At 59.8% G+C, this 23,781-nt stretch carries 25 protein-coding genes; 12 read left to right on the top strand and 13 right to left on the bottom strand.

Features of this window, described 5'->3' with window-relative positions:
* Positions 1–11 precede the first annotated feature (11 nt).
* Positions 12–674, top strand: a complete 663-nt coding sequence (locus tag ACR0FG_RS15005; protein WP_170714297.1) for a DsbA family protein — start codon at positions 12–14, stop codon at positions 672–674.
* A 47-nt stretch (positions 675–721) separates the two neighbouring features.
* Here ACR0FG_RS15005 and lpxK read toward each other — a convergent pair whose 3' ends face one another.
* The 5 genes from lpxK to ACR0FG_RS14980 form a co-directional block, all read right to left on the bottom strand.
* Positions 722–1,720 (bottom strand): tetraacyldisaccharide 4'-kinase, encoded by a 999-nt coding sequence (lpxK, locus tag ACR0FG_RS15000; RefSeq protein WP_480893802.1) that lies wholly within the window; start codon positions 1,718–1,720, stop codon positions 722–724.
* On the bottom strand, positions 1,707–2,942 hold the full coding sequence (locus tag ACR0FG_RS14995; RefSeq protein ID WP_480893800.1) for a 3-deoxy-D-manno-octulosonic acid transferase: 1,236 nt from the start codon (positions 2,940–2,942) through the stop codon (positions 1,707–1,709). Before ACR0FG_RS14995 ends, lpxK begins: the two co-directional genes overlap by 14 nt.
* A complete protein-coding gene (locus ACR0FG_RS14990) occupies positions 2,939–3,739 on the bottom strand; it encodes an inositol monophosphatase family protein (RefSeq protein WP_480893798.1) in 801 nt (266 codons plus the stop codon). The genes ACR0FG_RS14995 and ACR0FG_RS14990 overlap by 4 nt, the downstream gene beginning before the upstream one ends.
* Positions 3,726–5,072 (bottom strand): TldD/PmbA family protein, encoded by a 1,347-nt coding sequence (locus ACR0FG_RS14985; RefSeq protein ID WP_480893797.1) that lies wholly within the window; start codon positions 5,070–5,072, stop codon positions 3,726–3,728. The genes ACR0FG_RS14990 and ACR0FG_RS14985 overlap by 14 nt, the downstream gene beginning before the upstream one ends.
* 178 nt (positions 5,073–5,250) lie before the next feature.
* A complete protein-coding gene (locus tag ACR0FG_RS14980) occupies positions 5,251–6,780 on the bottom strand; it encodes a DUF2125 domain-containing protein (protein WP_480893795.1) in 1,530 nt (509 codons plus the stop codon).
* Between the two features lie 132 nt (positions 6,781–6,912).
* Between ACR0FG_RS14980 and ACR0FG_RS14975 the strand changes: the two genes are divergently transcribed.
* The 3 genes from ACR0FG_RS14975 to ACR0FG_RS14965 are packed head-to-tail and all read left to right on the top strand — an operon-like array spanning position 6,913 to position 9,001.
* Positions 6,913–7,662 carry an SDR family oxidoreductase gene (locus ACR0FG_RS14975; RefSeq protein WP_170714665.1) on the top strand — a complete coding sequence of 250 codons (750 nt, stop codon included), beginning with the start codon at positions 6,913–6,915 and terminating at the stop codon, positions 7,660–7,662.
* On the top strand, positions 7,659–8,267 hold the full coding sequence (locus ACR0FG_RS14970; RefSeq protein ID WP_480893794.1) for an enoyl-CoA hydratase/isomerase family protein: 609 nt from the start codon (positions 7,659–7,661) through the stop codon (positions 8,265–8,267). The genes ACR0FG_RS14975 and ACR0FG_RS14970 overlap by 4 nt, the downstream gene beginning before the upstream one ends.
* Positions 8,264–9,001, top strand: coding sequence for a VOC family protein (locus tag ACR0FG_RS14965; RefSeq protein ID WP_480893793.1), 738 nt, complete (start codon positions 8,264–8,266; stop codon positions 8,999–9,001). The genes ACR0FG_RS14970 and ACR0FG_RS14965 overlap by 4 nt, the downstream gene beginning before the upstream one ends.
* Here ACR0FG_RS14965 and ACR0FG_RS14960 read toward each other — a convergent pair whose 3' ends face one another.
* Positions 9,002–9,298 (bottom strand): HNH endonuclease, encoded by a 297-nt coding sequence (locus tag ACR0FG_RS14960; RefSeq protein ID WP_480893792.1) that lies wholly within the window; start codon positions 9,296–9,298, stop codon positions 9,002–9,004. It abuts the gene before it with no gap.
* Between the two features lie 45 nt (positions 9,299–9,343).
* On the opposite strand from ACR0FG_RS14960, the gene ACR0FG_RS14955 reads away from it, so the two are divergent.
* A complete protein-coding gene (locus ACR0FG_RS14955; protein WP_480893790.1) occupies positions 9,344–10,525 on the top strand; it encodes a TIGR03862 family flavoprotein in 1,182 nt (393 codons plus the stop codon).
* Here the strand turns inward: ACR0FG_RS14955 and holA are convergent.
* The 4 genes from holA to ACR0FG_RS14935 form a co-directional block, all read right to left on the bottom strand.
* On the bottom strand, positions 10,522–11,550 hold the full coding sequence (gene holA / locus ACR0FG_RS14950; protein ID WP_480893789.1) for a DNA polymerase III subunit delta: 1,029 nt from the start codon (positions 11,548–11,550) through the stop codon (positions 10,522–10,524). The two genes, ACR0FG_RS14955 and holA, sit on opposite strands and share 4 nt — an antisense overlap.
* Positions 11,547–12,038, bottom strand: coding sequence for an LPS assembly lipoprotein LptE (gene lptE / locus ACR0FG_RS14945; protein WP_480893788.1), 492 nt, complete (start codon positions 12,036–12,038; stop codon positions 11,547–11,549). The genes holA and lptE overlap by 4 nt, the downstream gene beginning before the upstream one ends.
* The gene (leuS, locus tag ACR0FG_RS14940; RefSeq protein ID WP_480893787.1) at positions 12,025–14,559 is read right to left on the bottom strand and encodes a leucine--tRNA ligase; all 2,535 of its coding nucleotides are present in this window, start codon (positions 14,557–14,559) and stop codon (positions 12,025–12,027) included. Before leuS ends, lptE begins: the two co-directional genes overlap by 14 nt.
* A 72-nt stretch (positions 14,560–14,631) precedes the next feature.
* Positions 14,632–15,114: a DUF3576 domain-containing protein gene (locus ACR0FG_RS14935; RefSeq protein WP_480893786.1), complete on the bottom strand. Its 483-nt coding sequence runs from the start codon at positions 15,112–15,114 to the stop codon at positions 14,632–14,634.
* A gap of 280 nt (positions 15,115–15,394) precedes the next feature.
* Here ACR0FG_RS14935 and ACR0FG_RS14930 point away from each other — a divergent pair, with 280 nt between their 5' ends.
* Both ACR0FG_RS14930 and ACR0FG_RS14925 read left to right on the top strand, forming a co-directional pair.
* Positions 15,395–16,342, top strand: coding sequence for a porin (locus tag ACR0FG_RS14930; protein WP_170714344.1), 948 nt, complete (start codon positions 15,395–15,397; stop codon positions 16,340–16,342).
* A 104-nt stretch (positions 16,343–16,446) separates the two neighbouring features.
* Positions 16,447–17,106, top strand: a complete 660-nt coding sequence (locus ACR0FG_RS14925) for a YggS family pyridoxal phosphate-dependent enzyme (protein WP_480893784.1) — start codon at positions 16,447–16,449, stop codon at positions 17,104–17,106.
* On the opposite strand, the gene ACR0FG_RS14920 is transcribed toward ACR0FG_RS14925, so the two are convergent.
* On the bottom strand, positions 17,090–17,590 hold the full coding sequence (locus ACR0FG_RS14920) for a L,D-transpeptidase family protein (RefSeq protein WP_480893783.1): 501 nt from the start codon (positions 17,588–17,590) through the stop codon (positions 17,090–17,092). The genes ACR0FG_RS14925 and ACR0FG_RS14920 overlap by 17 nt on opposite strands.
* On the bottom strand, positions 17,587–18,681 hold the full coding sequence (ribA, locus tag ACR0FG_RS14915; protein WP_480893782.1) for a GTP cyclohydrolase II: 1,095 nt from the start codon (positions 18,679–18,681) through the stop codon (positions 17,587–17,589). Before ribA ends, ACR0FG_RS14920 begins: the two co-directional genes overlap by 4 nt.
* A 162-nt stretch (positions 18,682–18,843) precedes the next feature.
* On the opposite strand from ribA, the gene ACR0FG_RS14910 reads away from it, so the two are divergent.
* From ACR0FG_RS14910 to ACR0FG_RS14890, 5 genes are all read left to right on the top strand, one after another.
* Positions 18,844–19,530, top strand: a complete 687-nt coding sequence (locus tag ACR0FG_RS14910; protein WP_170568318.1) for a response regulator transcription factor — start codon at positions 18,844–18,846, stop codon at positions 19,528–19,530.
* 277 nt (positions 19,531–19,807) lie between these two features.
* The gene (locus ACR0FG_RS14905) at positions 19,808–20,596 is read left to right on the top strand and encodes an exodeoxyribonuclease III (RefSeq protein WP_480893781.1); all 789 of its coding nucleotides are present in this window, start codon (positions 19,808–19,810) and stop codon (positions 20,594–20,596) included.
* Between the two features lie 87 nt (positions 20,597–20,683).
* Entirely contained in the window at positions 20,684–21,601 is a 918-nt protein-coding gene (gene trxA, locus ACR0FG_RS14900; protein WP_480893779.1) for a thioredoxin, read from the top strand.
* A 26-nt stretch (positions 21,602–21,627) separates the two neighbouring features.
* Positions 21,628–22,269 carry an LON peptidase substrate-binding domain-containing protein gene (locus ACR0FG_RS14895; RefSeq protein ID WP_170714363.1) on the top strand — a complete coding sequence of 214 codons (642 nt, stop codon included), beginning with the start codon at positions 21,628–21,630 and terminating at the stop codon, positions 22,267–22,269.
* The gene (locus tag ACR0FG_RS14890; RefSeq protein WP_170714367.1) at positions 22,266–22,457 is read left to right on the top strand and encodes a Trm112 family protein; all 192 of its coding nucleotides are present in this window, start codon (positions 22,266–22,268) and stop codon (positions 22,455–22,457) included. Before ACR0FG_RS14895 ends, ACR0FG_RS14890 begins: the two co-directional genes overlap by 4 nt.
* A gap of 32 nt (positions 22,458–22,489) precedes the next feature.
* Here the strand turns inward: ACR0FG_RS14890 and ACR0FG_RS14885 are convergent, their stop codons facing one another.
* A complete protein-coding gene (locus tag ACR0FG_RS14885; RefSeq protein WP_480893776.1) occupies positions 22,490–23,752 on the bottom strand; it encodes an FAD-dependent monooxygenase in 1,263 nt (420 codons plus the stop codon).
* Between the last annotated feature and the right edge of the window lie 29 nt (positions 23,753–23,781).

Genomic DNA, 23,781 nt, shown 5'->3' with positions numbered 1-23,781 from the left:
AAGGGCTTAGAATGAGCCGTATTGCTACAGTACTCTGTGCAGCTGTCGCCGTGGCCGCAGGTGGCTATTGGCTGACATTGCCAGGCACCACTCCCGCCAATCCGCTGATCAGCAGCGCCGAGGCGCAAGAGACGGATCTTGATACCTCGACCATCGTGGAAATGGTTCTGGGGGCCGAGGACGCGCCGGTCGAGATCATCGAATACGCGTCTTACACCTGCCCGCATTGCGCGAATTTTCACAAAGGGCCGTACAAGCAGCTCAAGAAGGAATTCATCGATACCGGTAAGGTGAAATTCATCTATCGCGAGGTGTATTTCGACCGCTACGGTCTTTGGGCCTCGATGGTCGCGCGCTGTGCAGGGCCTGAGAAGTTCTTTGGTATTTCCGACCTGATCTACGAAGGTCAGTCGGAATGGACCCGTGCCGGTGGTCCGGCAGAAATCGTCGATGAACTGCGCAAGATCGGACGACTGGCAGGCATCGACAATGATCAGCTAGAGGCTTGTTTACAGGATGGCACCCGCGCCCAGACACTTGTTGCCTGGTATCAGGAAAACGCCGAGCGGGATGGGATCCAATCGACCCCCTCGTTCATCGTGAACGGGAAATCTGTTTCGAACCAGTCTTATGATGAGTTCAAGACACTGATCGAAAGCGAGCTGGGCAACTAAGGCTTTCTTCCGGCCGGCTTCGGTGAAGCTGGTGGGAAACCCATGGCTCAAGGCGATGGTGCCGCGGTCAACAACATTTCTTTTACCCGTTCGGCATCGTTAATCTGAAGCCGGACGGGCAGCGTCACGACCTTGCTGCGGAACTTTGCTGGCAGTCGCACAGCGTCCTTTTCGGTTGTGACCATCTGGGCACCAAGCGCACGCGCTTCACCTTCAAGCCGAGACATCAGCGCCGGGGTCAAAGGCTGGTGATCGTCCAGCGCCTCGGCCCTAAGCAGCTTTGCACCTTGCTGGCGCAGGGTTTGAAAGAACTTCTCGGGATAGCCGATTCCGGCAAAGGCCAGAACCGGCGTGTCTGTCCAATCCATACCCGTTTGCAGTGGCGTGACCTGTCCGGTGGCGCGGGGCACGGTCAACGCATCGCCCCATTGGTTCTCAAACTCCTCCTGCGCCTCTGATCCGCCCAGAGACAGCAACAGGTCTGCACGTTTCAATCCGACATCAATGGGCTCGCGCAGTGGACCGGCGGGAATGCAAAGACCATTGCCGAAACCCCGTTTGGCATTCACCACGACGATTGAGAAATTCTTGGCAACCGACGGGTTCTGAAACCCGTCATCCAGAACGATCACCGAAGCCCCGGCCTCGGCTGCAGCGCGGGCACCGGCTGCGCGATCCTTGGAAACCCAGACATCCGCAAAAGCGGCCAGCAGCAAAGGTTCGTCACCGACCTGTGCAGCGCTGTGGCGTGCGGGGTCCACCTGCACTGGACCTTCCAGCGATCCGCCATGTCCGCGCGTGACCACATGCGGCTGATGCCAAGCGTTGCGCAGCTGTTCCACCACCCAGATCGCGGTGGGTGTTTTGCCGGTCCCGCCAGCGTTCAGGTTCCCGATGCAGATCACCGGGACGCCGGGCGCAAAACCGGGCTCAGACGCCACCCGCCGGGCGGTAGCGGCGGCATAAATCCGACCCAGCGGAGCCAGCAGACGCGCGCGCAGATCAGGTTGGTCGGGGCTGGTCTGCCAAAACTCAGGGGCGCGCATCTTCAGACCCCCGCTGATCCAAAGCGCTCTGAACCATATCGATCAGCAGATCCACCTGCGGCGCGCCCTCGGTAACGACCTGCCATCCGGCAAGGGCCATATCCGCCGTGCGGTCGGGGGCCAAAAGTGCAACGACGCCATCGCCCAGCTCCGTGGCGGATTTGACCTGCAATGCCGCGTCGGCCTGATCCAGCCGGTCATAGGCGTCCCGATGCCTGTTGACATGGGGGCCGTGAATTACCGTTGATCCCAGCGCGACCGAGATCAGCGGATCCTGTCCTCCAGCCCCGCGTTCCAGCGAACTGCCCATGAAGGTGACTGCCGATACCCTGTGCCACAGGCCAAGATCCTCCGGCTCTGAACTCAGGATGACCTGAGTTGTATCTTCGATCACTTGCCCGTCATCCCAGTTGGCACAGCGTAAGTCCATCGCGGACAACCGGCGCTGCAACGGGGCGGTTTCGGTGATATCGGCTACATGCAGGATCAGGGCCAAACGGGGCAACATGCGCATGGCTTGCCGGTGTGCGCTGAGGACCGAAATGAACTCTTTGTCCTGAACCCATGCCGCCAGCCAGACCGGGCGACCCGCCAGCGAATGCGTGGTCTCGATCAGTTCATCCTCGGGCCACGGGCTTGGATTGGGGCTGACGCGCAAGGGGGGTGACACTGTCACCTTGCTGGTCGGGATGCCCAGTCGGCGTATCTGCCGCGCGGTGTCTTCGGAGGTTGCCAGAATTTTGCCAAAACAATCCAGAGTGTATCGGCTGATATCCGGCAGCCACCGTCCGCTGCGCGCGACCTTCACATCGACATCGGCCTCGACCAGAATCAGGGGAATACCGCGATCCTGGGCTCGGGTGATGAGGTTCGGCATCAGCCCTCCGCCGATCCATATCCCCATATCGGGTCGCCAATGATCCAGAAACCCCCGCGCCGCGCCCGCATGTTCGGCGGGCAGATTTACCAGCGGCGCGACACAGGCATCCCAGGCAGACAGGTCCGCCCCGGCCGGGGCTGTCAACAACACAGACAGGTCGGGACGCAAGGCCAGCAGCCTACGGCAAAAGTCGTTGATCACGCGCAACCGGCCCGGATCTTCGACGTGAACCCATAGCAGTTCGCCTTGCGGGCGCTGCAGATCTGTCGCATCGCTTTTCGACTGAACACCCCAGGACAGAACCCGGTAGGCCGCCAGGCTGAGAGAGCGCGGCGTGCTCATCCCGGTAATCCCGGACCCTGCGGTTCCAGCCGCGCATGAAGTTCTGAATGCAGGTCAGGCCCGGCGGCGACAACACCGTTCAGCCGCGGATGAGCGTTGTTGAAACGCAAGTTCTGGCCGTTCCGGTCCGTGCAGCGGCCCCCAGCCTCGCGCAGAATCAGATCACCGGCGGCAATGTCCCATTCCCAACTTGGCCGCAGCGTCAGCATACCGTCGAACCGGCCCTGCGCCACCAGAGCCATGCGATAGGCCAGAGAAGGGCGATAAACCCTTTGGAAGTCCGGGACGGAACCGCCTTGCCAATGGCGCGGATCAAGGTTGGGCTTGGCGGCCAGCACTTCGGCCTCGGGCATGTCGCTGACGGCAGAGGCCCGAATGTCAGCTCCGTTCAGCGTCGCCCCCTGACCTTTGGAAGCGGCATAGATCAGATCGCGCATCGGCAGGTAGATGACGGCCGCTGTGACCTCGCCTGCCTCGGCCACGGCAAACGAATGTGCCCATGTCCGCGACCCTTCGGCAAAGCTGCGCGTGCCGTCGATTGGATCGATGATGAACACGCGGTCTTTTTTCAGACGGTCCGGCGAATCCTCGGTTTCTTCGCTTAACCAGCCATAGTCGGGCCGGGCTGCGCGCAGGTCGCGCTCTAACATCGCGTTGACGGCCAGATCGGCTTCGGTCACAGGGCCGGCCCCGTCAGGTTTGTCCCAACGTTGCGCCTGCGTCCCCGTATACCGGGTCGCGATCCGCCCCGCCTCATGCGCGGCGTCAATCAGCAGTGGCAGATCAGTTGCCGGCAAGTGTCATCCCTTCGATCAGGATCGACGGTACCACGCGCGACAGATAGCTGCGCGCATCATTGGCCGGAATAATCCGCATCAGCATGTCGCGCAGGTTCCCTGCGATGGTGCATTCGTTGACCGGATGACTGATTGCGCCATTTTCGACCCAGAACCCCGAAGCCCCTCGGGAATAGTCCCCGGTATTGGGGTTGATCGTCGATCCGATCATGGATGTGACCAGCAGCCCGGTTCCCATGTCGCGGATCAGGTCGTTGCGGCTTTGATCCCCCTGCGTCAGGCTGAGGTTCCAGTTGCTGGGCGACGGAGGCCCCGACACTCCGCGCGCGGCATTCCCCGTCGGGGTCATATCCAGCTTGCGAGCGCTGGACAGATCGAGGGTCCAGCCGGTCAGGATGCCATTTTCTACGATGGCGCGTCGCTGGGTGGGCAGGCCTTCGGCGTCAAATGGGCGCGATCCGGAAATGCGCGGGCGGTGAGGGTCTTCGATCAGCGAAAGATGATCCGGCAAGACCTGCTGACCGAGGCAGTCCTTCAGCCACGAAGCACCCCGCGCGATGGCCGCGCCATTGCTGGCCGCTAGCAGATGACCGATCAGCGAAGACGAGATGCGCTCGTCAAACAGAACCGGGAAACTGCCTGTTTCCGGCTTGCGCGCACCTGCGCGGGCAACGGCGCGCTCTCCGGCGGTTCGTCCGATCTCATCCGGGTCGCGCAGATCGCTTTGAAAGGTGCGACCATCACCGTCATAGTCACGCTCCATCCCGGTTCCGGTGCCCGAAATCGCTACGCATGAGGTCGAGCGGCTGCTGCGGGCATAGCCGCCGGAAAATCCGTTTGTCGCGGCCAGATGAACCCGGTGGGTGCCAAAGCCCGCCGCCGCGTCCGAAACCTGCGTGACGCCTGATACCGCCTTGGCTGCCGCCTCGGCCCTCAGCGCGTCCTGCATCAGCGTTTCGGCGTCGGGTTCGGGGGTGGGATCAAACAGCTCTAACGCATCTATATCCCATGCTGATACCAGTTGATCCGCATCGGCCAGGCCCGTAAACGGATCCTCGGGCGCTTCGCGGGCCATGGCCACGGCGCGTTCCGCCATCGCCGTCAGCGTTTCGGGGCGGCTGTCCGAGCTTGAAACGATCGCCTGACGCTTGCCCAGAAACACCCGCAGCCCCAGATCGGTGCCCTCGGATCGTTCGGCATGTTCCAACGCGCCTTCGCGCACCTCGACCGATACCGATGCGCCATCGATGACAATTGCATCAGCGGCTTCCGCCCCGGCTTTGCGGGCCGCGTCCAGCAGGTTCTGACTGATTTCTTCAGGTGTGTGTGCCATTTGGCCTCCGGTCTGACCCCAATGGACCTAGCCTTGGACCGTCCGGCCCGCAAGTCTTTCGCCGTAATCTTCACGATGGTAACGGTCTGAAACGGGTCGGGAAAAGAGAAAGCCGCATCCGTTTCCGAATGCGGCCCGTTTCGACCGGCCGCAGACACGGCCAACCGGTTCTGCAAGATCACTTGATGCGTTGGCCATTGGCCAGAATCTGACCGTCCTCGGTAAATTCGATCTTTGAATTCAGCGTGTCGGGTTCTTCACCCGGAACCGCCATCAGCCCCATCATCATCCGCGCGCCAAGCGCGTCTTCATCCGACACAAAACCCATCTCGATCAGCTTGTCGATCAGTGCATTTGCCCCCACCAATTGCAGGTTCGCCACGCCGGTCGGTGCAGGTACGCCGCCGAACTCGTCTGTATTGGAGTTGTCAAAGGTGAAATCGCCGTCCCCGGTCAGCTTTGCACCCACCAGCGAGACCAGCAATTCGCTGATCTTCAGCGAATGCAGCTCGCCCGGAGTCAGATCGCCGCTTTCAAGCGTTTCGGCCACGGCGGGGTCCATGAAGTCGACCAGAACCTTGGCCGTTCCTGTTGCATCCAGCGCGATGGTCGCTGGATCACGGGGCAGGGCGCTGGCGGGGTCAAACATGCTCCACAGCACGTCGGACATGGTGAAATCCGTCAGGTTCAGGCCGAAAGCAAAGGGTTGGATTTCTTCCGAGGCTTTGACCGGGAACTCGAATTTCAACCCTGCATTTTCCATTGCGATTTCAATGGGAAAGGGAAGATCGGCAGTTGTCACAGCCAGTTGGGTGCTGTTCTGCGTCAGATCGTACACGATGCGCTCGGCATCGATGCTGCCGGTAAAGCGGCCCCCTTCCGAGGAACTGCCCAGCGAGAACGATTCCCCTTCCGAGACACCTGCAACTTCGGTATTGCCCGCGCCATAGGTAAAGGTCCCGGATGCGGCAAAACCGGCCTGATAGATGTTCTGAATGTTCTCCAGATCGAACTCGGCGGGAACAACGGTGTCGCCTTCGAACTCCAGCTGCTCCATCTGGCCGTTGATCCGCGCATCTTCGCCGGTCTCGGGGTCCTGAAAGGCAAGGTCGTAAACCAGATCAGTCGCCGTAAAGCTTTGGGCGATATCTCGGTTTTCACCCACCTGCATCCGCGAGGTTCCGGTCACATCGTTGATCGTCAGGTTGACGGCCAGCGCGTCTTCGGGGATGTCTTCGCCTTCGACATCCAGTGATGTCAGCGCAACATCAAGGCTGTCGGCGCTATAGTCATAGGTCATATCGTCGGGGGTGCCCGAGACGATCATGTCCAGCGCGACGGTGGTATACAGAAGCTCGGCCGCAAAACCGTCGCCGCCGTCTTCGCCTTCACCCGAAATCGTGATCGGAAAGCTTTCGGGAAAGCCGATCTGCACCGTGCCATCGCCGTTCTCGGTCAGTGTCATTTCAGGGATGACCATGCTGAACTGGCCTTCGGTGTCCGGAATGGCCAGGCTCATGGTCATGTTCGAGATGGTTGTCACATCGCCCGAGGTGCTCTCATTCCCCGTCACGTCATAGCCCATGCCGCCCAGATAGGCTTGCCAGTCGGCCCAGACGTCATTGGCGGTCAAATCGGCAAATGCACCCTGGGTCGCAACGACATAGGCCAGGGCAGCACCGCAACTGCGGCGGAAGTAAACAGACATAAGAGAACCCTTCTCGATCAATTTTGCGGCATGGTCGTGCCTGTGGCGGGTATCGTCAAGGGGCAAGGGCTGGACCATTTCCCCGTTTGCGGGCTACGACTGGACACAAAATCAAACCAACAGGGTCAGAGGGTGACGATGCAAGGCAAAACTGTACTTATTACCGGTGCCAGCCGGGGGATCGGGGCAGAGGCTGGGCGCGTTTTTGCCGCAGCCGGTGCAAATGTGGCCCTTGTGGCGCGCAGTAGCGATCAGATTGAGGCGCTGGCCGAGGCGCTGGGCGAGAATGCAATCGCGCTGTCCTGCGATGTCAGTGATTTTGCGCAGGTGGAACAAGCGGTTGCAGATTGCGTCGACCGGTTCGGCGGTCTGGACGTTCTGATCGGCAATGCGGGCGTGATCGACCCGATTTTCCACCTGTCCAATGCCGATGTTGCGGCCTGGGGGCAGGCGATCGACATCAATCTCAAAGGCGTATTCTACGGAATGCGTGCCGCCTTGCCGTTGATGCGTGCTGCGGGCGGGGGAACCGTGCTGACCATTTCGTCCGGCGCAGCCTCGAACCCGATTGAGGCGTGGAGCCATTATTGCGCCTCTAAGGCGGGGGCAAAAATGCTGACCGAGTGTCTGCATCTGGAAGAGGCGCATAATGGTATCCGCGCGATGGGACTGTCGCCGGGTACGGTTGCCACGGACATGCAGCGGGTCATCAAGGCCAGCGGTATCAACCCCGTAAGCCAGTTGGATTGGGAGGTCCACATCCCCGCAGATTGGCCGGCGCGGGCGTTGCTCTGGATGTGTTCAGCGGATGCGGATGACTTTCTGGGCACCGAAATTTCGCTGCGGCAAGATGATATTCGCAAGCGGATCGGTCTGACGTGATCGACCTGCAGCAAGAGGACGGGCTTTGGACCGTCACTCTGAATAAACCGGACAAGGCCAACGCGCTGACTCGCGCGATGCTTGAAAAGTTGGTCGAGATTGCCGAGGCCGCCACGTCTGCGCAGGCGCTGATCCTGACCGGCGCGGGCACCGTGTTCAGCGCGGGTGCCGATTTGGACGAGGCGCGCGCGGGGCTTGCTACATCGGGCCTCTGGGAAAAACTCTCGGGCGCGATTGCGGCATTGCCCTGTCTGACGGTTGCGGCCCTGAACGGGACGCTGGCCGGTGGGGCCAATGGCATGGTTCTGGCCTGTGATCTGCGGATCGCCGTACCATCCGCCAAAATCTTCTATCCGGTGATGAAGCTGGGCTTCCTGCCTCAGCCATCCGACCCGAAACGTATGGCGGCCCTGATTGGTCCTGCGCGGACAAAACTGATTTTGATGGCGGGGCAAAAGATCACGGCAAGCGAAGCCTATGATTTCGGCCTTGTCGACCGGATCGTCGAGCCAGACGACCTGATGTCCACGGCCCGTGATCTGGTCGCCGACAGTCTGGCCGCCGATCCGAACATCGCCAAAAGCATTGTGGAGTTGTGCCGATGAGGATGTCAGCGCTTTGCCTGCGCGTTGCCGATACTGACGGTCTGGCCGCGTTCTACCGCGATACGCTTGGCATGACCGTTCAGGTCGACGGGGCCAACTGGCGCGTTGGCTATCCCGGGCGAGACGCTGATCTGCTGCTGATGACTGGCGGCGGCGGATACAGCCATGATCGCGGCCATAGGTACTGGAAGATCGGGATCACTCTGCCAGACGTCGATCTGGCGGCAGCCCATCTGCGCCGCTTGGGCATCGAGGTCAGCGCGCCAAGGCAGTTTCTGGACATCGGCTATATGTGCCATCTGACTGATCCCGAGGGGTTTTCAATCGAATTGCTGCAACATGATTTCGAGGGCAACCGCCCCGAAGGTGCGGCGGACCCAGATGACCCGTTCGCACAAGCGCGGATCGGCCAGATCACCTTGCGTACCGGGGACATAGCTGCCGAGGATACGTTCTGCCACGGGTTGGGTATGCGCCTGCTGTCGATGCAAGACGTTGCGCCTTATGGGTTCGATCTGCATTTCTATGCGTTCACCCGGGATACCCCGCCAGAAACCGACCTCTGGTCGGCAAACAACCGGGAATGGCTGTGGAAACGTCCCTACACCACGCTGGAATTTCAGCATATCGCGGGGGCGCAGTTCGCCCGGGTGCCAGACTATCTGGGGATTGAGGTCGAAGGGCTTTCCGAGCCTCTGCAAGATCCCTTCGGCGACCCGGTTCTGCCCGGTTGATCAGCGTCCGCGCCGTTTTCCGGGGACTTTTGAGCGGAATCCCGGCGGGCGTTTTCGGACCCAGTTCAGGAATTTTGCAAGCCGCGGATGGCTGCGCAATGCCTCGACCGTATGGAAATCCCGCGCCAGTTCGGCCTCAGTCAGGGTGGCGTGCACCTCTTTGTGGCAAATCTGGTGCAACAGAACAGTTGGCCCGCCCTTGCCTCCTTTGAGTTTTGGGATCAGATGGTGCAGACTGCCGCCGCCTTCGGGGATAGGGCGGTCGCAAAGCGGGCAGATCGGATCACTGTCACTCATGATCGCAAAGTCGCGTTGTTGGACGGACAAGGCAAGAGGACGAATATGGCGCAAGCAGTTGTGATCGGGGCCGGCCCGGCCGGGCTGATGGCGGCCGAGCAACTCTCGGCAGCCGGTCACGACGTTCTGGTGGCCGACGCGAAACCCTCGGTTGCGCGCAAGTTTCTGATGGCGGGAAAGTCCGGGTTGAACCTGACCAAGGACGAACCCTTCGAAGTCCTGATGCAGGCATATGGCGAGGCTTCCGACTGGTTGCGTCCCATGATTGCCGAGATGGACGCACAGGCGGTGCAGGCTTGGGCGAAAGGTCTGGGTCAGGATCTGTTCACCGGCACGACAGGGCGCGTATTCCCTTCAGCTATGAAAGCTTCACCGTTGCTGCGCGCGTGGCTGGCGCGGCTTGATCAGGCCGGGGTTCAGGTCAGAACGCTCTGGCGCTGGCTGGGTTGGGACGGGGATGCATTGCTATTTGATGCACCGGAAGGGCGACTATCTATTCCGGCAGATGCAACGGTTTTGGCCCTGGGCGGAGCAAGCTGGGCGCGATTAGGGTCCGATGGGAAATGGGCCGATATCTTAGGTTCAAAAGACATACCCCTGACACCGTTCTCCCCCTCCAATTCCGCCCTTTCGGTGGACTGGAGCCCCCACATGCAACCCCATTTTGGCGCGGCCCTGAAATCGGTGCGTTGGACCGCGGGCGATTTGGGCAGCCGAGGTGAGGCGATCCTGTCAGCCAAGGGTCTGGAAGGGGGCGGGTTGTATTCTCTGACCCCTGCTTTGCGGGCCAAAGAGCCGCTGTTCGTCGATTTGGTGCCTGATCTGGACGCAGATTCTCTGCATCGTCGGTTTTTGCAAAAGATCCACAAAACCACTTTTTCTCAATGGCTTAGAAAGTCGCTGCACCTGTCTTCGCAGAAGATTGCCATATATCATGAGATGGCAAAGCGATCAGACCTTTCGCAGACCGATCCGGTCAAAACACTCAAACACCTTCCGATCCTGCATTCCGGCTTGCGCCCGATGGACGAGGCGATTTCGACCGCCGGGGGTATTTCAAACGAAGCGCTGGATGATGGGCTGATGCTGCGCAAGATGCCGGGTGTCTTTTGCTCAGGAGAAATGCTGGATTGGGAAGCGCCCACTGGGGGATATTTGCTGACGGCCTGTCTGGCGACGGGGCGATGGGCAGGCCGTTCGGCCCTAGATTGGATAGACCGCACCTAGCGCGAGCGCGCCAGCATGGCTAGCCGAATCATCGCGCGTTCAACCACAGCCATTGCCGGTGCGGTCTGACCTGCGGATCGCAGCGACAGATCGGTATCCGTCAAAACCGTCAGCGCCGTTTGCAGCTTGGGCGCGCCCCATCCTTGCGCCTGTCGCAGGATACGGTCACGTCGTTTGCCATAGACCGGCGGGCGCAGCTTGCCGATGCCCTGCGTCGCCCCGCCGGGATCGGCGGCGCAGGCGTAGAGGGTGCGAAAGTGGCGGGTCGCACCGATACACAGCGTCACCCCATTGGTGCCCTGTGCCTGCAATCGCCGGATCAGCGGCCCGATCTCACCGGCGCGGCCCTCGGCGACGACGTTCAGCACATCGTCCAGCGCGGCTTCGGTCGATCGCGGTGCGCAAGCCTCGATATCATCAATCGACAGTTCAGAACTGTCGCCGCGCTTGTAAAGAGACAATTTTTCAACGGTTTGCGCGAAATCACCGGGGCTGAGCGTCACAGCCAGTTCAGACAGTGCAGCCATAGAATCGCGTGGGATGTTCTGCAGGCCAGCTTGGGCCAGAACCCTCTCAACCTCGGCACGCGACGGCGGGTCGTCATAAATTCCGACCGCGTAGGCCGCTGGGTGGGTCTCGAACGCTTTGCGAATCTTGGAACTTGGCTTCAGCTGCCCTGCCGTGACGATAATCTGTGCATCGCCGGGGGCCCAATCTTCCAGCGCGGCCAGCAAAGCGGGTGCAGCCGCATCTGTTGTGTCCTCGACCAATACGGCGCGCGGGCCGGGGAAGAAACCCACTGCCTTAACCGCATCAAGCAACAGCGCCGGATCGCCGCGCAGATCGGCACCCGGCATCCGGGTGAGCCGCATTTCCTCTTCCGCACCGAGACCGAGCAGTGCGGAAAGAACCTGTTGGCGCTTAAGCGCAACCCGCATCGCATCGGCCCCGTAGATCAACAAACCGAGTTTGTCCGCGTCTGGCTTGGCAAAGTATCCTTCGGCCTCGCGCGGGTTCAGCTTCATGCGGTGACACCGGGAATTGTATAAAGCCGGGTGACGATGTGATCCGACAGGATCGACATCAACCGCTCGGTCGCGGCACGTTCATCCGCCAAGGTGGATACGGTCGATCCGGCAGCAGAGTACGAGACGATATCCGAAACCAACCCCGAGGCCAGAACCTGCCCGGTTTCTTCGGATGCCAGCGAATAGGTCGCGCGGCCGTTGATGGAAAGGCGATCGGTCTCGTTTGATGTTGTGATCGAGACCGCAGCCGTTGTCGTCGTCACGCCAACCGTCAGCTTGTATTCGCTGCCTGACGTGGCGCTGCGGCCCAGTTTACGCTCAAGGTTTTGGACCAGCAGAAAGCTTTCGACCGTGTCAGGGGCCGAGACGGCGACCTTGCCGTTCAGCGCTGCACCGGCACCGCCGGGTGCATAGACCGGCTGAAAGCCGCAGGCCGCCAAGGCAAACGGCATCAAAAGCAGGGTTCTGCGATCAAACGACGACATTCACAATCCGACCTGGAACAACGATCACTTTCTTCGGGGCGGCACCATCCAGCGCCTTTTGCACAGCTTCAATGCTAAGCGCGATTTTTTCAACCTCAGCCTTGTCCAAATCCTTGGCCACGCTGATTTCCGCACGGCGCTTGCCGTTGATCTGAATGGGCAGGGTGACGGTGTCATCGACCAGCATCGCCTCATCTGCGACGGGCCATGGCGCAGTCGCCACCAGCCCTTCGCCACCCAGCAACTGCCAGAGTTCTTCGGACAGGTGCGGTGTCATTGGCGACATCAGCTGTGCCAGCGTCTTGGCGGCTTGACGCTTGGCGTCAGTGCCGGCCTTGGATTTCGCCAAAGTGTTCGTGAAAGCATAGAGCTTAGCGATCGAGGCGTTGAAGCCAAAGGATTCGACGCCGCCCGATACATCGTGGATCGCCTTGTGCATCTCACGCAGCAGGCTTTCGTCCTCGGTGTTAGCCGGAACATCCGCTTCTGCGATTTCTGATGCGATGCGATGCACGCGGCTGAGGTGTTTGAACGCGGCCTCGGCCCCGGATGCGGTCCATTCCACATCGCGCTCAGGCGGCGAATCGGACAGGACGAACCAGCGGGCGGTGTCTGCGCCGAAAGCCGAGATGATGCTGACCGGATCCACCACGTTCTTCTTGGATTTGGACATCTTGGCCGAGGGGATGATCTCAACCTCGGTGCCGTCTGCCAGTTTACCGTCGGTTACATCCTCGGGCAGGTGATAGACCGGGCGGCCATTGGCGTCGCGGGTCTGATAAATCTCATGCGTCACCATGCCTTGGGTGAACAGCGCATTGAACGGCTCGATGGCTTTTTTCGGCAGATGCCCGGTGATGTTCATCGCCCGTGCGAAGAACCGGGAATAAAGCAGGTGCAGAATCGCGTGCTCGATTCCGCCGATATACTGGTCGACATTCATCCAGTATTCGGCCTCGGCCAGATCGGTAGGCGTTTCGGCGCGCGGGGCGGTGAAACGGGCGAAATACCACGACGAATCAACGAACGTGTCCATCGTGTCCGTTTCGCGCTGGGCTGGGGCACCGCATTTCGGGCAGGCGCAGTCGCGCCAGGTCGGGTGACGGTCCAGCGGGTTGCCGGGTTTGTCGAAAGTTACATCATCGGGCAGGCGAACCGGCAGGTTCTCTTTCTTCTCAGGCACCACGCCGCAGGTATCGCAATGCACCACCGGAATCGGGCAGCCCCAATAGCGTTGGCGGCTGAGACCCCAATCGCGCAGGCGATACTTGGTGACGCCTTCGCCCCAACCGGCGTTTTCGGCGAAATCGACGGTCGCGTTGATCGCCTCGTCGCCCGTCGCTTCGGTCAGGCCGGCGAAGTGATTCACCCAGCGGACTTTTTCGGTTTTTGGCGGAATGAACGCGATCTTGTCGACCGGGGTGTCATCGTCGAGCGCAAAGAACGTGTTCACCACTGGCAGGCCATATTTGCGGCAGAAATCGAGGTCACGCTGATCATGAGCAGGGCAGGCGAAGATCGCACCGGTGCCGTAATCCATCAGGATGAAATTGGCGATCCAGACCGGCAGTTCCCAATTGGCGTCCAGCGGGTGCTTGACCCGGATGCCGGTGTCATAGCCAAGCTTCTCGGCCGTTTCGATGGCCTCTTCGGTGGTGCCACCCTTGCGGCATTCGGCAACGAATTCAGCGACTTCGGCGTTTTCAACCTCAAGCTGTTTGGCAATCGGATGATCGGGCGAGATACCAACAAACGATGCTCCCAGCAGCGTGTCGGGGCGAGTCGTATAGACTGTGATCGGGTCTGCGCCGTCCGTCCGGTCAAAGGAAAACTGAAGCCCGCGCGACTTGCCGATCCAGTTTTCCTGCATCAGACGGACCTTGGCAGGCCAATTGTCCAGCGTATCCAGCGCGTCCAGCAGTTCCTCGGAATAGTCCGAAATCTTGAAGAACCATTGCGTCAGCTCACGCCGTTCGACCAAGGCACCCGAACGCCAGCCGCGCCCGTTTTCAACCTGTTCGTTGGCCAGAACGGTCATGTCGACCGGATCCCAGTTCACCACGGCGTTCTTGCGATAAACCAGCCCTGCGTCGAGCATATCCAGGAACAAAGCCTGCTGCTGGCCGTAATATTCCGGGTCACAAGTGGCGAATTCACGCGACCAGTCGATCGAGAGACCCAAGGGCTTCATCTGGCCGCGCATGTCGGCGATGTTGCCATAGGTCCAGTCTTTGGGATGGCCGCCAATGGCCATCGCAGCGTTTTCTGCAGGCATCCCAAACGCATCCCAGCCCATCGGGTGCAGCACATTATGGCCGGTTGCCAGCTTATGCCGCGCGATCACGTCACCCATCGTATAGTTGCGCACGTGGCCCATATGGATGCGGCCAGACGGGTAAGGGAACATCTCGAGCACATAGTATTTCGGCTTGTCCGCCTTGTGGTTGGCGGTAAAAATCCCGGCCTTGTCCCAGGCCTCTTGCCATTTTGCTTCGATTTCGGTGGCCGAGTAGCGCGACATCGTGCGGTCCTTCGTGAATGAAAACGCCGGGTAGGAACCCGGCGTGGTAATATTGCGAATTGCGGCGGGTTGCTAGAACTTGTTGTCCGCGATGCGTAGCTGACGCGCCCTGGACAGAATCGCATCCTCGACCGCTCGGGTGGTTGCGGCGCTGACGGGTGCTCCGCCGCTGGTTTGCAGGGCAACCGACAACGACCGTGCGGCAAGTGCCGGATCGCTGATATGCACAGTGGCGCGATACTGACGTCCGCCACCGGGCGGGGTACCGTATCCCGTTATAATCACGCCGGTAAAAGGATCGACCTCTTGCACGGGCAAAAAGTTCAGCACATCCAGCGATGCGGTCCAGAGATAGCGGTTCACATTTGTAATCCGCTCGCCTTCGTCGCGATCAAAGATATCCCAGATAGTCGACCGATTGGGGTCGTTCAGTTCGCGTTCATCCGAAGTGCCGCCCACAAGGTTGGGGTTGACCGTCGATGTGCTGCGATTCTGTCCGCACGCGGAAAGGGCCGCGGTCAGCACGATCAAAGACAAAATCCTTGGCAGGCGCATTGTAAGTGGGTCCTGTATCACTGGTAAGGCATATGCTGGGGCATACTCCTAGCCAAGGACCCTGCAGGCAACAAGCCTATTCTTTTGAATTCTCCGTGCATGGCCCGCGTTTGGCGTCAAAATCGACTGTGGCATCCTTGCACCAATTTGGGCCGAATGACGGAAACCCGCTCATGCCGAGCTTGCGCATCGGGGGCAAAACGAGCGAAACGGTGTCCGTGCTGAGACATGTGCTTTGCATGTGTCGAGTAGAAAAATCTTTGAAACCGAGGGAAACAAGATGAAAAAAGTTCTCTTCGCAACAACGGCGCTGGTAGCGACCGCGGGCGTTGCAGCAGCTGAAGTCAAACTGGGCGGTTACGGCCGTTTTGGTATTGGCTACCTGGAAGACCGTTCAACCGATGACAACGTAGACGACACCATCCTGGTTTCGCGCTTCCGTCTGAACATCGACGGCATCACCGAAACTGACGGTGGCGTACGCTTTGAAGGCCGTGTTCGTCTGCAGGCAGACGAAGACGCATCGACCGGTGAAGCCGGTGAAGCTGGCCTGAACGGCGCGCGCTTCTCGGTAATCTTCGGCGGTCTGCGTGTTGACGCGGGCAACGTCGCAGGTTCGTTCGACAACCTGGCAAACTACTACGGTAACGAGCCTGGCCTGGAAAACTTCATCGGCCAGTACTCGGGCGTTGACTATGACTTCCTGGGCTATTCGTCGACCGGCGCAGGCGCAAACGCTGTGTTCTTCCAGTACGCAGTTGGCGACTTCGCATTTGGTGCATCGTATGACACCGACGCAACCGACGGTGCAGACCGCTGGGACATCAGCGCAACCTACACCTTCAACAACGTGACCGCCGCTCTGGCCTATGGTCAGACCGACGAAGGTGACAGCGGAACCGACGATCAGAGCCTGCTGGTTCTGACCCTGGGCGCTGAATTCGGCGACTTCTCGGGTACCCTGTTTGTTGCAGACGATGACGTTGCAGACGACTCGCGCAACGGTACCGCATACGGTCTGTCGCTGGCCTATAACGTTGGCGCAGCAACCACCATCACCGCAGCTTACGGTGACGGTTCGGCTGATGACGACCTGCAGCAGTACGGCGTTGGCGCCATCTACGACCTGGGTGGCGGTGCATCGCTGCGCGGTGGTATCGGCAACCAGAAGCGCGGCGACGGCGACAGCCAGCTGCGTGCTGACTTCGGTGCTCGCTTCAACTTCTAAGTTGATGTGAACCGCAAGGTTTGAGGGCGGGTCTTCGGACCCGCCCTTTTCTTTTGCGCCCACATGGTGTTTTCCTGCGTCAAACGCTTGGAATGAGAGGCCCCATGTCGCTGCAAGACATCACAACACGTATTGCCAAAGCCGAAACAGCAGCCGGGCGGGCGGCGGGCTCAGTCACGCTCATAGCCGTGTCGAAAGTTCAGCCAAATGACAGGGTTGAGGCGGTGCTGGAACAAGGCCATAGGTGCTTTGGCGAGAATCGCGTGCAAGAGGCTGCTGGCAAATGGCCAGAGTTCAGGGAACGGTATCAGGGCATTGATTTGCATCTGATTGGCCCGCTTCAGACCAACAAGGCACGGCAGGCGATGGAGCTATGTGAGTCCATCCATTCAGTGGACCGGCCCAAGCTGGCGAAAACTCTTGCTCGGCTGGCGCAAGAGCTTGGTGCATGTCCTGATTTGTTCATTCAGGTCAATACCGGGGAAGAGGATCAGAAAGCAGGCGTTTTGCCTGCGGATGCGGACGGTTTCATCGCGGAATGCCGGAGGTTGGATTTGCCGATGCAGGGCCTGATGTGTATCCCACCTGTGGACGAAGAACCGTCGCTGCATTTTGCCTTGTTGGCGAAGATCGCCGAACGCAACGGGCTGAATGGGCTGTCTATGGGGATGAGCGGTGATTTTGAATCTGCCATAGCGTTGGGTGCAACCCATGTGCGCGTGGGATCTGCCATTTTTGGCGAACGTGTCAGGCCACAGGAATAATCAGCCTTGTGCCGGGCGCTATCTGCCCAGCGATCCAGTGCAGATGATCTCGACGGAAGGCCACGCAGCCTTCGGTTGGATAATGCGGACGACGCCATTGATGCAGGAAAATGGCCGACCCGCGACCGGGCACTGCGTTTGGCCAGTTCCAGTCGGTAATCAACACCAGATCATAAAGCGGGTCAGCGCGGCGCAGCTTTTCATGGCTGTGTTCATATGGCGACTGGACCAGTTGGTTGTATGACGAGGCGGACGGGTCGTCTGACCACAAATCCAAAGGTCCGATCGGGCGCGCCCAGCTGGCGGGGCGAGATACCCGGTCCGGGCGGTATAACATCCCAACGATTCGATGCGCACCTGTCGGGGTTGCGCCATCGCCTTCGCGTTTTGAGTTGCTTAGCCCGCCCTTGCCGATTGCGCAGGGAAACATGCGGCCCATAAAGCGGATGCCTTTGGGTGTCAGAACCAGATCCCAGGGTGTCACAACAGATGGCCCGATTTCGCGGCCTTGGTTGCGAGATATCCACGGTTATGCGCCGTTTCTCCCACTTTAAGCGGAACGCGCTCGGTCACGGCAATGCCGGTCTTTTCCATCATCGCGATCTTGGCCGGATTGTTCGTCAACAGACGTACTGAACCAAAGCCGAGGGACTTTAGAATGTCCGAGCCCAGACGGAAGTCGCGCTCATCATCTTCGAACCCCAGCCGGTGGTTGGCCTCGACCGTGTCAAAGCCCTGATCCTGCAGGAAATAGGCACGCATCTTGTTGGCCAGCCCGATGCCGCGCCCCTCTTGATTGAGATAGAGCAGGACTCCGGTGCCTTCGGCCCCCATCTGTGCCAGCGCGCCGCGCAATTGCGGGCCGCAATCGCATTTGAGACTGCCCATCAGATCGCCGGTGAAGCAGGCCGAATGAAGCCGCGCCAGCACCGGCTTGCTGCGATCCGGACGGCCGATTTCGATGGCATAATGCTCTTCGCCACCATCATCTGGCCGGAAGACATGCAGGCGACCGGCCTCGGACACCTCCATGGGCAACCGCGCTGCAACTACCGCGCGCAGGGGGCTGCGATCTGCCAGATGCGGGGCTGCGCGTGTGTGGTCGATATGCGTCAGGCCGTTTGTTGCCGCAAATACGACCCCGTCATCGATGGGGACGATGACTGCTGCGGGCAGCAGGTGGGCGGATTTCGTCAGCGCAATCGCGATCCGGTGCAAATTGGCATTGCCTTGCCGCTCTGACATCAACGGGCCCTTCATCGGTGCATTCAGATCGTCCGAAGGATCTGCGACGGCTTGAACCCAGCCGTGATCGGCATCCGCCGGAATGATGACCCGGGCCAGATCCCCGTCATATGCACGTGCCTTCAACGTCTCGGCGCGCCGCACGGTGATTGCAACGACCGGTGTCCCGCCCAGCGCACGCAGATCGGCAAGCCGCTGCGGTGTCAGGGTCTCGGACGCAAGCGCCAAAACACTTGAGCCGCTGTCATCGCTCAGGACCACCGGCACACCCATGCGCAGATCCGCCCGCGCGCGCGCCAGCAATTCGGTGATGTCGGGGATAAGACTCATGCATGTTATCCTGTAACGTTTCGTCAGTCTCCTATCCCGATCCGGTCGAAATGTGAAACATTTCCTCAGCGTCAGACACGAGGGCGTGAGACGGTTGCAGCAAATCTTGCCGATTGCATTCTTCGGACGCAAGTGATGGAAAAGGCTTACGGAGGACCGGACATGGCACAGCTCAAGAAAATCCTGCTGGTGGATGACGACGAAGACCTGCGCGAGGCGCTGAGCGAGCAACTTGTGATGACCGAGGATTTTGATGTGTTCGAAGCGTCAGACGGTGCTTCCGCGATGGAGCGTGCGCGTGAGGCGATTTATGATCTGGTCATTCTGGATGTCGGCCTGCCCGACACCGACGGTCGCGAGCTGTGTCGTCTGATGCGCAAACAAGGCGTCAAAAGCCCGGTGTTGATGCTGACCGGCCACGACAGCGACGCCGATACCATTCTGGGTCTGGACGCCGGGGCCAATGATTATGTGACGAAGCCTTTCAAGTTCCCGGTGCTTCTGGCCCGGATCCGGGCTCAACTGCGTCAGCATGAACAATCCGAGGATGCGGTCTTTGTGCTTGGCCCCTACACCTTCAAGCCCGCCATGAAGATGCTGATGACAGAGGATGACCGCAAAATCCGCCTGACCGAGAAAGAGACGAATATCCTCAAGTTCCTCTATCGCTCGACCGATGGTGTGGTGGCGCGGGATGTCCTGCTGCACGAGGTCTGGGGCTATAACGCAGGTGTAACCACCCATACGCTTGAGACGCATATCTACCGTTTGCGCCAGAAAATTGAGCCCGATCCCTCGAATGCGCGCCTTTTGGTCACAGAATCGGGCGGATATCGACTGGTATCTTGACGCACGCTGGATTGAAGCGGCTCAAAGTGATACTCTGTGTCTAAGTTAGAGTTCTCGCAACCCGCGCATGTCCGGGTTATGACATGCACCTCCCTGTTGGACTGCCGGGCCTTTGGCCCGGCTTTTTTTGTCTGGCACAACGATTTCATGAAACGAAATCGGATCGGAAACTTTTCAAGTTTCCGCCATTACCGGCTCAAGCCACGCGGCCTTTTTCCGATGGCGCGTTAACCGCCGCCGCGTTAACCTCGCGCCAACCGCGACAAAGGAATCCCCCATGCCGTTCACTCTTGCCACCTGGAACATCAACTCGGTCCGTTTGCGCGAACCTATCGTGCTGAAATTGCTGCAGGAAGAGGCTCCGGATGTTCTGTGTCTGCAGGAATGTAAATCGCCGGTCGAGAAAATTCCGACAGAGGGGTTCGCTGAGCTCGGATATACCCACATGGTTGCGCGCGGGCAAAAGGGGTATAACGGCGTGGCGATCCTGTCCCGGCTGCCGATGGAGGAGGTGGGCGACAAGGATTTCGCCGGTCTGGGACATGCCCGGCACATTGCTGGCCGTCTGGAAAACGGTGTGACAATCCACAATTTCTATGTTCCTGCCGGAGGTGACGTTCCGGATCGCGAGAAAAACGAGAAATTTGGGCAAAAGCTGGATTATCTGACCGACATGCGCGATTGGTTCCATGCGGAAAAGCCCGAAAAATCCATTCTCGTTGGCGACCTGAACATCGCCCCGCGCGAGGATGATGTGTGGTCGCACAAGCAGTTGCTCAAGGTCGTATCGCACACGCCGATTGAGGTCGAGCATCTGACCGAAACCCAGGATGCAGGCGGATGGGTCGATATCACGCGGCAGGATATCCCCGAAGGCAATCTGTATAGCTGGTGGTCCTATCGCGCGCGCGATTGGGACGCGGCAGACAAGGGGCGGCGGCTGGATCATGTCTGGGCCACACCGGATATCTCGAACGCAGGCCATTCCAGCCGTATCCTGCGTGATGCACGCGGGTGGGAAAAACCCAGTGATCACGCGCCGGTCTTTGCGAGTTTCGACCTGTAGCCGTCGAATAAACCCGCAACTCGGCCCTTGGTTTCCGCGCGCAGCGGTTGCATATAGGGCGCAAACAAGAACCGGAGAGTGAATGCCATGGATCTTCTGAACGGCGCAGACAGCACCACAGCCACCGACCTGATCAAGGACGGAACCGAAGCCACATTCATGGCCGATGTGGTCGAAGCCTCTCAGGAAACACCGGTGATCGTTGATTTCTGGGCGCCGTGGTGCGGCCCGTGCAAAACACTGGGGCCGATGTTGGAAGAGGCCGTGACCGCCGCCAAAGGCGCGGTGAAAATGGTCAAGATCAATGTCGACGAGGCGCAAATGATCGCCTCGCAAATGCGGATTCAGTCGATCCCGACGGTCTATGCCTTTTACAAGGGGCAACCGGTGGATGGTTTCCAAAGCGCGGTACCCGCGTCCGAGATCAAGGCATTCGTGGATCGCGTGATCGAGGCCGCAGGTGGTGAAAGCCCCGGCGGTCAGTTGGAAGATGCGGTGCAGGCCGCCGAAGAGATGCTGAGCGAAGGTGCCGCAGTGGATGCCGCGCAGACCTTTGCTGCCATTTTGGGCGAAGATGCCAATCACGCAGGTGCATATGGCGGTTTGGTTCGGGCGCATATCGCCCTTGGTGATCTGGATCAGGCCGAGGCGATCCTGAACGGCGCCCCAGCCGAGATTTCAGCCTCGCCCGAGCTGGAAGCCGCACATGCGCAGTTGGAACTGGCCAAACAGGCCGCTGATGCGGGGCCCGTGGGCGATCTGACCGCAGCGGTTGAGGCCGCCCCAGACAATCACCAAGCGCGGTTCGATCTGGCGCAGGCCCTGCACGCCAATGGGGATGTCGAAGAAGCCGTCGCGCAATTGCTGGAATTGTTCCGCCGTGATCGCGAATGGAACGAAGGCGCGGCCAAGGCGCAGCTGTTCACGATCTTTGATGCGCTCAAACCCAATGACCCGATTGTGCTGAACGGTCGGCGCAAGCTTAGCTCGATGATATTTGCCTAAACGCCGATCAGGGCTAGACTCGGGTTATGATGCATCCCGCTGATTTGCCGGACACGGTGTCCGTTTTTCCTTTGCCCGGTGCGCTGCTGCTGCCGCGGGCGCGCCTGCCGTTGCATATATTCGAGCCGCGTTACCTGCAGATGCTGGACGACGCCCTGAAAACCAAGGAACGGCTGATCGCGATGGTGCAGCCGAACACTTGCAAAGGTGATGAAACCAAGCTGCATCAAATCGGATGCGCGGGTCGTATCACGCAGTTTTCAGAAACCGAAGACGGGCGCTATTTGATCACATTAACGGGCATTTCGCGCTTTCGTGTCACTGAAGAGCTGGACAGTTTTACGCCATATCGCCGTTGCGCCGTGTCTTGGCGCGGCTTTGACCGCGATCTGGGCAAAGCAGAAACCGATGATCGGTTTGACCGGATGGGGTTCCTGTCTTTGCTTGAACGCTTCTTTTTGTCCCGACAGGTCTCGACAGACTGGGAAACGATGAAAGATGCAGACGATGAATTGCTGGTTAATTCCCTGTCGATGCTTCTGGATTTCGACGCCGAAGACAAGCAGGCCTTGCTGGAAGCACCGTGTTTGCGTACCCGGCGTGAGACATTGGTTACGTTGATCGAATTTGCCATGCGCGGCGGTTCGAATGAGGAAAAACTGCAATGAGCGAACAGACCCCGGAACACGCCTTTGATCGTCACATGTTAGAGGCGCTGATCTGTCCCAAGTCGCACACGACGTTGCACTACGACGCTGAACGGCAGGAACTGGTGTCCAAGGCAGCCGGGCTTGCCTTTCCGATCCGCAACGGCATTCCTGTGATGCTGGTTGATGAGGCGCGGGTGCTGGACTAAGTCGTTTTGCGTTTCATTTGGGGCAAAGCGATCTAAATCGGCCGACCTTGCAGCAACTTGGGCAGGTCTCCGGTCAATCCTGCCGCTTCACGCACAAAGCCGCGGCGCAGGCCGGGCAGCGATCCAACAATCCCCATGCCGATATCTCGGCCGATCCTGAGCAGGGGATTGTCGTTTGAAAACAGCTTGTTGAACACATCCGTCGCCAAGGCTAGCGACGCGGTGTCGAATCGCCGCCACTCCTGATAGCGTTCCAAAACCAGTGCCGAGGCGATATCCTCACCCCGCCGTCCGGCCAGTGTCAGAACCTCGGCCAAGGCTCCCACATCACGCAGACCCGCGTTCAGACCCTGACCTGCAATCGGGTGCATCCCATGCGCTGCGTCACCGACCAGAGCCAACCGATCCGCGACAAAGGAATTGGCAATCGTCAGGTTCAGCGGATAGGTGAAGCGGTCGCCCTGTAGACGGATGTCACCCAGAAAATCCCCGAAACGGGGGCGCAGAACCTCAAGATAGTCAGCCTCGGACAGGGCATTGATGCGTTGGGCGGTCTCGCTCCGTTCGCTCCATACGATTGAGCTGCGATTGCCGGTCAGCGGCAGGATTGCCAGTGGTCCGGGCGGCATAAAGAACTGATGCGCGATCCCGTGATGGGGCAGATCATGTTCGATGGCACAGACCAATGCGGTTTGCCCATAGTCCCATCCGGTGCGCTTGATGCCCGCACGCGCCGCGGTTCCACTGCTGCGCCCGTCGCATCCGACCAGCAAGCTGCCCACGACGGTTGAACCGTCATTCAGCGTCAGGTCCACACCCGCAACGTGAATGTTTTGCGCAGTTACTGCTTTGCCATTGATGATCGTGATCGCAGGTTCATCTTGCATGGCATCCAGCAGGGCACGGCGCAGGTGGCGATCTTCGACCATATAGCCCATCGGGCCTTCCTCGATCTCGGCATGATCGAAATGCATGAAAAAGGGCGACGGCCCGGTGCCTGCGTGTCCGTCCGTAACCTTGATTTCCAGCATTGGCTGAGCATGTTCCGCAACCCGGGGCCAGACGCCAACAGCGTCCAGCAATCGCTGCGACGCAAGCGCCAGCGCATAGGCGCGCCCGTCAAACGCGGCATTCTTGCGCGTTTTTTCAGCCAGCGCGTCGATCACGGTGACAGAGTGCCCGGTCTGCGCCAAGGCCAGCGCCAGGGCCGGGCCGTTCAGCCCACCGCCTACGATCAGGATATCGGAGCCTTGTGTCATGCCCTGCAATATGCGCGCCCTTTCGGGATTGTCCATGTGCGGTCCTGTCGCTACCGTCCCACAAC

Source organism: Ruegeria sp. E1 (assembly GCF_056534225.1).
This window is presented reverse-complemented; position numbering and strand designations above follow the sequence as displayed.

Bases quoted from the DNA above. Each gene is read 5' to 3' on its own strand.
- ACR0FG_RS15005 (WP_170714297.1), top strand. From the start codon at position 12: ATGAGCCGTATTGCTACAGTACTCTGTGCAGCTGTCGCCGTGGCCGCA.
- lpxK (WP_480893802.1), bottom strand. From the start codon at position 1,720: ATGCGCGCCCCTGAGTTTTGGCAGACCAGCCCCGACCAACCTGATCTG.
- ACR0FG_RS14995 (WP_480893800.1), bottom strand. From the start codon at position 2,942: ATGAGCACGCCGCGCTCTCTCAGCCTGGCGGCCTACCGGGTTCTGTCC.
- ACR0FG_RS14985 (WP_480893797.1), bottom strand. From the start codon at position 5,072: ATGGCACACACACCTGAAGAAATCAGTCAGAACCTGCTGGACGCGGCC.
- ACR0FG_RS14980 (WP_480893795.1), bottom strand. From the start codon at position 6,780: ATGTCTGTTTACTTCCGCCGCAGTTGCGGTGCTGCCCTGGCCTATGTC.
- ACR0FG_RS14965 (WP_480893793.1), top strand. From the start codon at position 8,264: ATGAGGATGTCAGCGCTTTGCCTGCGCGTTGCCGATACTGACGGTCTG.
- ACR0FG_RS14960 (WP_480893792.1), bottom strand. From the start codon at position 9,298: ATGAGTGACAGTGATCCGATCTGCCCGCTTTGCGACCGCCCTATCCCC.
- ACR0FG_RS14955 (WP_480893790.1), top strand. From the start codon at position 9,344: ATGGCGCAAGCAGTTGTGATCGGGGCCGGCCCGGCCGGGCTGATGGCG.
- holA (WP_480893789.1), bottom strand. From the start codon at position 11,550: ATGAAGCTGAACCCGCGCGAGGCCGAAGGATACTTTGCCAAGCCAGAC.
- lptE (WP_480893788.1), bottom strand. From the start codon at position 12,038: ATGTCGTCGTTTGATCGCAGAACCCTGCTTTTGATGCCGTTTGCCTTG.
- leuS (WP_480893787.1), bottom strand. From the start codon at position 14,559: ATGTCGCGCTACTCGGCCACCGAAATCGAAGCAAAATGGCAAGAGGCC.
- ACR0FG_RS14935 (WP_480893786.1), bottom strand. From the start codon at position 15,114: ATGCGCCTGCCAAGGATTTTGTCTTTGATCGTGCTGACCGCGGCCCTT.
- ACR0FG_RS14930 (WP_170714344.1), top strand. From the start codon at position 15,395: ATGAAAAAAGTTCTCTTCGCAACAACGGCGCTGGTAGCGACCGCGGGC.
- ACR0FG_RS14925 (WP_480893784.1), top strand. From the start codon at position 16,447: ATGTCGCTGCAAGACATCACAACACGTATTGCCAAAGCCGAAACAGCA.
- ribA (WP_480893782.1), bottom strand. From the start codon at position 18,681: ATGAGTCTTATCCCCGACATCACCGAATTGCTGGCGCGCGCGCGGGCG.
- ACR0FG_RS14910 (WP_170568318.1), top strand. From the start codon at position 18,844: ATGGCACAGCTCAAGAAAATCCTGCTGGTGGATGACGACGAAGACCTG.
- ACR0FG_RS14905 (WP_480893781.1), top strand. From the start codon at position 19,808: ATGCCGTTCACTCTTGCCACCTGGAACATCAACTCGGTCCGTTTGCGC.
- trxA (WP_480893779.1), top strand. From the start codon at position 20,684: ATGGATCTTCTGAACGGCGCAGACAGCACCACAGCCACCGACCTGATC.
- ACR0FG_RS14895 (WP_170714363.1), top strand. From the start codon at position 21,628: ATGATGCATCCCGCTGATTTGCCGGACACGGTGTCCGTTTTTCCTTTG.
- ACR0FG_RS14890 (WP_170714367.1), top strand. From the start codon at position 22,266: ATGAGCGAACAGACCCCGGAACACGCCTTTGATCGTCACATGTTAGAG.
- ACR0FG_RS14885 (WP_480893776.1), bottom strand. From the start codon at position 23,752: ATGGACAATCCCGAAAGGGCGCGCATATTGCAGGGCATGACACAAGGC.